Source organism: Streptomyces sp. SID5785, from assembly GCF_009870065.1.
Taxonomy (GTDB): Bacteria; Actinomycetota; Actinomycetes; order Streptomycetales; family Streptomycetaceae; genus Streptomyces.
In genome coordinates, this window is record NZ_WWIA01000139.1 from 1 (window position 1) to 7,135 (window position 7,135).

Below are 7,135 nucleotides of genomic sequence, written 5' to 3' on the forward strand. Positions count from 1 at the left end.
GCGGTGGCCGTCGCCGTGCGCAGCGTGCGCCGCCGCCGGACCCCGTACGAGGACCCGCGGTAGGCCACCATGACGGACCGGGACCGACAGGGCGGCGGACGGCTGCTCACGGGCGTGGCCTGGGCGGTGCTGCTGCTCGGCCTGTGGCTGTGGGGCCGTGGCGTCACCGACGTGAACCTGTCCTCGCCGACCACCGGAGACGCGGCCGCCGTCGGCCGTCCGCTCGGCGTCTCGCTGCCCTCGGCCCACGCCCCGGTGCAGCCCGCGAAACCGCAGCGCATCGACGTGCCGACCCTCCAGGTGCAGGCGCCCGTGGTCGCGCGCGGCCTGGACGGCAGCGGCGCCGTCGACCCGCCGCCGTACGGTCAGGCCGGTGTCGTCGGCTGGTACGGGGCGGGCGCGCAGCCGGGGGAGCGCGGTACCGCCCTGTTCGTCGGGCACGTCGACACGGAGTCCCGGCCCGCCGTCTTCTTCCACCTCAGCGAGGCCCGGCCGGGCGACACGGTGCGGGTGGTGCGGGACGACGGTTCGGTGGCCACGTTCACCGTCGACGACGTCAAGGTCATGTCCCGCGACCGCTTCGACGCCCGCAAGGCCTACGGCCCGCACCACCCCGACCGGGCCGAGCTGCGGCTGATCACCTGCGGCGGCACCTTCGACAAGGCCTCGCGCACGTACACGGCCAACGTCGTCGTCTCGGCCTACCTGTCCGGCATCGAGAAGAGCCCCGAGAAGAGCCCCGACACGGCCCCCGAGAAGAGCCCTGCCAAGCGTCCGGTGAACAACCCGGACAAGAGCGCGCAGGAGGCGGCCGGCTGAGGGCACCCGGCCCGGCCGACGACCGCTCCCCCCGGAGCCGCCGGCCGGGCTGGTCCTCGACCGCGCGCGCAACGGGCTGCGGGATGACCCGGCGCCGGCGCGGGAGGCGTGAGCTGCCGCACGGTACGGCACGACAGGCCTGAACTCTAGAACGGATGCGGGCCGCCGCCCAGAGGGCGTCCGGCCGCCCCGCGCGGGCCCGCGACGCCCGCCCGGAAGCTCGCGGGCATGGTCCGGCCGGGTCCGGACAGGCTGTAACAGGTCGTGGACAAGGTCCGTCCGGCCTCGTGGCCCGGCCGGGGCGTATGCCACGATTGAGGACCAGACAGTGCACCCAAGGGGGAGTGGATGTACCGGAAGATGAGGGCTGGGGCGGTCGTCGTGGGGGCGGCGCTGCTCGTGTCCGCGTGTTCCTCCGGAGGCAAGGACGACAGCGCCGAGTCTCCCGTGAAGCAACAGCCCAAGAGCGCCGACCCGTTCTGGGTCAATCCCGACAGCAAGGCCGCGCAGGCCGTCGCCGACCTGGAGAAGGACGGCAAGGACGACGAGGCCACGGCCGTCCGCAAGATCGCCGAGCAGCCCAGCGGCGAGTGGCTCACGCCGGAGAACGCGACGGACCAGGCCCGCGGTTACACGGAGGCCGCCGAGAAGGCCGACCGGGACGCCCTGCTCGTGCTCTACAACATCCCGCACCGCGACTGCGGGAACTACTCGAAGGGCGGCGCCGCCGACGGCAACGCGTACCGGGCGTGGATCGACCAGGTCGCGGCCGGGATCGAGGACCGCCCGGCGACGGTCATCCTGGAGCCGGACGCGGTCCAGCACATGGTGGACAACTGCACGCCGGAGCAGTTCCACGAGGAGCGCTACGACCTGCTCAAGGGCGCCATCGCGAAGCTCAAGTCCCTGAAGAACACGACGGTCTACCTCGACGCGGGCAACGCGGGCTGGGGCAAGCCGGACCAGATCTTCGAGCCCCTGAAGTGGTCCGGCATCGACCAGGCCGACGGCTTCTCGGTCAACGTGTCGAACTTCTACTCCACCGAGGAGTCCGTGAAGTACGGCAAGGAGCTCTCGGCGAAGGTCGGCGGCAAGCCGTTCGTCGTCGACACCAGCCGGAACGGGAACGGGCCGTACACCGGCGGCAGCCCCGACGAGCGCTGGTGCAACCCGCCGGGCCGCGCCCTCGGCGAGAACCCGACGACCAAGACCGGTGACCCGCAGGTCAAGGCCTATGTGTGGGTCAAGCGCCCCGGCGAGTCCGACGGCACCTGCAAGGGCGGCCCGAAGGCCGGCGACTGGTGGAACGACTACGCCCTGAAGCTGGCGAAGGCCGGTTAGGCCCGGGAAGCGCCCCGCGACGGGCGCGGCCACGCACGACGCGACAGAGCCGCGGTCGCCTCAGCCCCTGACCAGGGGCGGAGGCGACCGCGGCTCTCGTCGTCGTGAAGGTACCCGCTAGGGGATGTGCACCCACTGCGCCTTGCTCGGGGTCCCCTGATCGTCCGTCACGAACAGCATGTACCAGCCCGACTCGACCAGCGCCCGGTTCTTCGGCACGGTCACGGTCACCGAGTCCGCCGACTTCTTGAGGTCCAGCGCGATGGACGTCTGGTCGACGTCGGTGACGTGCGTGGACGCGCTGGGCCGGATCAGCCGCGCCGTCCTGATCGACGAGGCGTGGTCCGTCTGGTACGTCGCCGAGGCACCCCGGGCGATCGTCTTCTGGCCGCCCTCGAGCGTGGGCCGCGAGTCCCGGTACAGGTACGGCGGCGTGTACACCTCGATGCGCTGCTCGAACGTGCCGGGCTTCGTGTTCGCCTTGTCCGCGTACAGGGAGTCCGAGCCGAAGAACAGCACCCGCCCGTCGGGCAGCAGGAGCGAGCCCGAGTGGTAGTTGCGGCCGACGAGCGGGTCGGCGACGCGCCGGAACGTGTTGGACTTCGTGTCGTAGATCCGCGCCTGGTGGATGTTCGAGTCACCGCGGCCGCGGTAGTCCTCGGAGCCGCCGGAGACGAGGACGGAGTCGTCGGGCAGGATCGAGGACTGCGGGTAGCGGGTGCCCTTCTCGAGGGACGGGCCGTCGACGAACTTCGGGTCCTCGTCCTTCAGGTCGACGATCCGTGTCTTGTTGCTGGACAGCTTGGACTCGCCGACGCCGCCGCCGCCGACGACCATGTACCGCTGGTTCTGCGCGGGCGGCAGCTCGACCGTGCCGGCCGTCTCCATCATGTTCGCGTCGGACAGGCCGGGGATCTTCTGGAACTTGTTGGTCTCCAGGTCCCAGATGCCGGGCTTGCGGCCGACGTTGTCCGGGCCGTAGCCCGCGTTGGCGCCCGAGTAGAAGATCTTGCCGTTCTCCATCTGGAACAGCGCCGGGTACGTCGGGAACTGGCGCTGCTTCTTCAGGTAGGTCCACTTCTTGGTCTTCGGGTCGTAGACCTCGTTCTTGCCGGGCACCAGCTGCCCGATCTCGTCGAGGCCGGACACCGACAGGACCTTGCCGTCCGAGAGCGTGGTCAGCGTGGGGTACCAGCGCGCCTCGTTCATCGGGTCGACCTTGATGTACTTCTCGGCGACCGGGTCGAACTCGTAGGAGTCCTTGATCCCCTGGAAGTCCTTCTTGTCCAGGGCCAGCTTCTGCGCGATGCCGTACACGTTGCGCGCGTCGGCGCCGGTCAGGCCCTGCACCCGGTAGTTGTCCTGGGTGCCGGTCTCGTACTTGGTGCCGGAGCGTTCGGCCTCGACGTAGACGCGGCCGAGGCCCGGCTCGTTGCGGAGGAACTTGCCGGTGGCGGGGTCGAAGACCTTCTTGGCGCGCTCGACCGTGATGTTGTCCTTGGCGACGAAGGTCTTGCCGCTCTCCTTGCCGGTGAAGCGGGTGCCCGCCTTGATGGTCTTCGGCGCGTCCGGGTCCTCGTTGTGCACGACCATCAGGCCGCCGGCCTTGGTGACGTCACCCTTGAGCTTCTCGTAGCGCTGGGTGCCGCCCGCGATCAGCAGGTTGCCGTTCGCCAGCTGGGTGTGACCCGTGCAGAACAGGTCGCTGGGCGTCGGGATCTTCTTGATCGTGCCCTTCACCGGGTCGTAGAGCCGGGTGTCGAACTTCTTGGCGTCGAAGTTCTTCTGGTTGTTGCCCGAGCCGGCCACCAGCAGGATCTTGCCGGTGTGGAGCAGCGCCGCGTGGATCGTGTTGAGGCGCATGTCCTTCGGGAAGTCGATGACGTCCCACTTGCCGTTGTCGGCCTTGTACTCCGGTCTGTTGATCTTGTACTCGTGGTACTTGGCCGACCCGAAGCGATACAGCCAGGGTCCGTTCATCCCGGCCAGCGCCAGTACCACCACCGAGCCGATGGCTATGCGTCGGGCCCGGCGGCGGCTCGCACCGTCTTTCACTTGTTACGTCCCCCCAGGGAGATCTGCATGGTCTCGTCGTTGCCCCCGCCCGCGGCCCAGCCGGGCCGCTGCTGCGGGACGCCGTGCGGCGGCGCGGCGTGCCGGGGGCCGGACGCCTGCTGCGGCACGGACGGCTGCTGCTGCGGCGCCGCCTCCGGCGCGGGCGGCTTGGGCTTCTTGCGGTCCTGCCGCAGCATGTAGCGCCAGGCGAACATGGGCGTCGCCGTGATCAGCAGGGCGAAGCAGGCCCAGGTGATCATCGCGGGGTGGGCGTGGCCGTACACGAACCCGGCGGCCATCGAACCGGCGAAGATCAGGATGAAGTACCAGTGGTAGCGGAAGGTGCCGAACCAGCGGTCGGGACTGGCCGAGTCGCCCTTGGGCGTGACCACGAACTTGCTCTTGCGGCGCAGCATCGAGTCGAACAGCGCCTTGGCGTACAGCGGCGCCGACAGCGCGGACATCACCATGCCGGCCACGCCGCCGGAGCCCTCGGGCTCGTGGGGCGACACGTTGTGCCGGCGGTTCCAGATGTAGAGGCCGATCTGCAGTGCCGACGCGTTGCCGTAGAGCATCAGCCAGATCGTCGGGTCGATGTTCACGCCCGAGGCGCCCAGGCCCAGGAACAGGGCGCAGGAGAGCGCGGCCAGGATCCAGTTCATGGCCGACATCGGGTAGAAGATGATCATCATCGTGTAGTTGAAGAGCTTGCTCGGCGGGAGCGAGTACCAGCCCTTCCAGTACTGCTTGAGGATCGTCTCGTACGTGCCGCGCGACCAGCGCATCTGCTGCGTGAAGAAGTCCGTCCACGCGCTCGGGCCCTCACCGACGGCCAGCACGTCCGGCGTGTACACGGAGCGCCACTTCTTGCCGGTGGCCGGGTTCTTGGCGCGGTGGATCTCGAAGCCCGTCGCCATGTCCTCGGTGATCGAGTCGTACAGGCCGCCGATCTGCTTCAGCGTCTTGATGCGCACCGCGTTCGACGTGCCGACGAACATGGGGGCGCCGTAGCGGTTGCCCGCGCGCTGGATCAGCGCGTGGAAGAGGAACTGCTGGGACTCGGCGGCCTTGGTGACGAAGTTGTCGTAGTTGCCGTAGACCTGCGGGCCGATGACGAAGCCCACGTCGGGGTCGCGGAAGAAGCCGAGCATCCGCTCCAGGTAGTTGGGCAGCGGCACGTGATCGGTGTCGACGGAGGCGAAGAAGTCGTAGTCGTCGCCGTGCGCGTCCAGCCAGGCGTTGTAGTTGCCGTGCTTGGTCTTGGCGCGGTGGGGGCCCTTCGCCTGGTTCCACTTCGCGACGCCCTTGCGGGAGAAGTGGTGCACGCCGAGCCGGGCGCAGACCTCCTTGACCTCGGCGTCGTCGCCCTCGTCCAGGAGCCAGATGTGCAGCAGACCCCGGTGGCGCAGCTTGACCGCGGCCTCCAGGGTCTTCGTGACCATCTCGATCGGCTCCTTGCCGGGCACGAACGAGGTCAGGAACGCGACCCTCGTGCCGGTCTCCGGCACCACCGGGACGGGGTCGCGCGCGACCAGGGTCGCGTGCGCGTTCGACAGGACGTTCATGCAGCGGAAGAACTCGATCAGGCCGATCGAGACGAGCATGACGATGTCGAGCGCCGGCAGGAAGTCGTACTTCACGTAGTCGCGCTCGGTCCAGTGCTCGGGCTGCAGCAGCCAGAACAGGAGGACGAGCGAGAGCAGCGGGGCCGCGCCGAGCATGAGCGCGGCGCGGACGCGGTGCGGCTCCTGCGAGAGCAGCGAACGGTACTGCACCGTGTACGGCTTGCTCGGGTCGGGCTGGGTGAGGGGCCCGGCGAGCCGGCTGTAGTGCTCGTAGTCGTACCGTGGCAGCGATTTCTTGATGCGTCGGAAGCCGCCGGTGCGGTGCGGTGGCACCCGCAGCTGGGTCGTCTCGGACGGGTCGAAGCCCTCGCGGGCGCCCGTCGGCGTCGACGTCATGATGAGTCATCCCCCCGCACGCGAGTCACCGCGTGGTTGTCGGTCCTCACCCCGGTCCGGTCCCCCTCGACCGTCCCCGGGCGTATCAGTGGCAGGCCACCGTTCCACCCTTACTGAGACAGGAACGGCGACCTTCCGGTTGCATGATGCCCCCCTCGACATCGCTTCATGAACGGGGCCCCCGTCCCCGTGCTGTCGGCAACCGGCTGGTGCCCCGCCGTGTGCAGACTCCAACTGTCATGCACCGTAAGCCTCATTGGAGCCAATGGCTCCAGGATAGGGTGCTGCGCCCAGCATCATGATCGCAAGGGCGATACGGAACGAAACGTGGTGTTTACCGCCGGTTGACCATGGCCGGAATCCGCCGTGCGGTGTTCGGGAACCACCCCCGGAAACACCGAAGGCCCCTCGCGGGGCGAGGAGCCTTCGATCATCTGTGCGCCGCCAGGGGTCCAGCCGGGAGCGGCGTCGACGTGCTGTCCGGACACCAGAAAACCCCCCGCTGCTGCGGAGGGTTTCTGCGTGTCGTGCGCCGCCAGGGACTCGAACCCCGGACCCGCTGATTAAGAGTCAGCTGCTCTAACCAACTGAGCTAGCGGCGCGTGCTGACCTGCGTAACTCTACCCGACTTCGGTGGGTGGTCCGGACCGTCAGGGGGGTGCGACGCGCCGGGGGACGGGTGATTTGTGGTGATTTCCATCTTTTGCACCGTCAACATGCGATATGTGCAGACAGTTGAGACGCTGCCTGCGTGCGAACACGAGGCTCAGCAGAGGGGAAGCGCGTGGACGTCGATCAGGACACGGAGCGCATGACGACCCCGGCCTTCGAGGAGATCGCCCCGGCGGCCGACTGTGACTGCGCGGGCTGTGTCCGGGCCCGGCTCGAGGCCGCCGCCGCCCCGGCCCGCCCGCGGGTCGGGGCCCGCCACGCGCTGGCCGTCGCCGCCACCGCCGGCA

4 protein-coding genes and 1 tRNA gene are annotated in these 7,135 nt (G+C 69.2%); 2 read left to right on the forward strand and 3 right to left on the reverse strand.

What is annotated here, in order from left to right; genetic code table 11:
* The first annotated feature begins 69 nt into the window (after nt 1-69).
* On the forward strand, nt 70-819 hold the full coding sequence (locus GTW43_RS04445; RefSeq protein WP_161300303.1) for a class F sortase: 750 nt from the start codon (nt 70-72) through the stop codon (nt 817-819).
* 348 nt (nt 820-1,167) lie between these two features.
* Nucleotides 1,168-2,160 (forward strand): glycoside hydrolase family 6 protein, encoded by a 993-nt coding sequence (locus GTW43_RS04450; protein WP_161300304.1) that lies wholly within the window; start codon nt 1,168-1,170, stop codon nt 2,158-2,160.
* Between the two features lie 117 nt (nt 2,161-2,277).
* On the opposite strand, the gene GTW43_RS04455 is transcribed toward GTW43_RS04450, so the two are convergent.
* The 3 genes from GTW43_RS04455 to GTW43_RS04465 form a co-directional block, all read right to left on the reverse strand.
* Nucleotides 2,278-4,215 carry a kelch motif-containing protein gene (locus GTW43_RS04455; RefSeq protein ID WP_161300305.1) on the reverse strand — a complete coding sequence of 646 codons (1,938 nt, stop codon included), beginning with the start codon at nt 4,213-4,215 and terminating at the stop codon, nt 2,278-2,280.
* Nucleotides 4,212-6,176: a cellulose synthase catalytic subunit gene (locus GTW43_RS04460; RefSeq protein WP_161300306.1), complete on the reverse strand. Its 1,965-nt coding sequence runs from the start codon at nt 6,174-6,176 to the stop codon at nt 4,212-4,214. Before GTW43_RS04460 ends, GTW43_RS04455 begins: the two co-directional genes overlap by 4 nt.
* 528 nt (nt 6,177-6,704) lie before the next feature.
* Nucleotides 6,705-6,778 (reverse strand) — tRNA-Lys (locus GTW43_RS04465).
* Nucleotides 6,779-7,135: the final 357 nt, after the last annotated feature.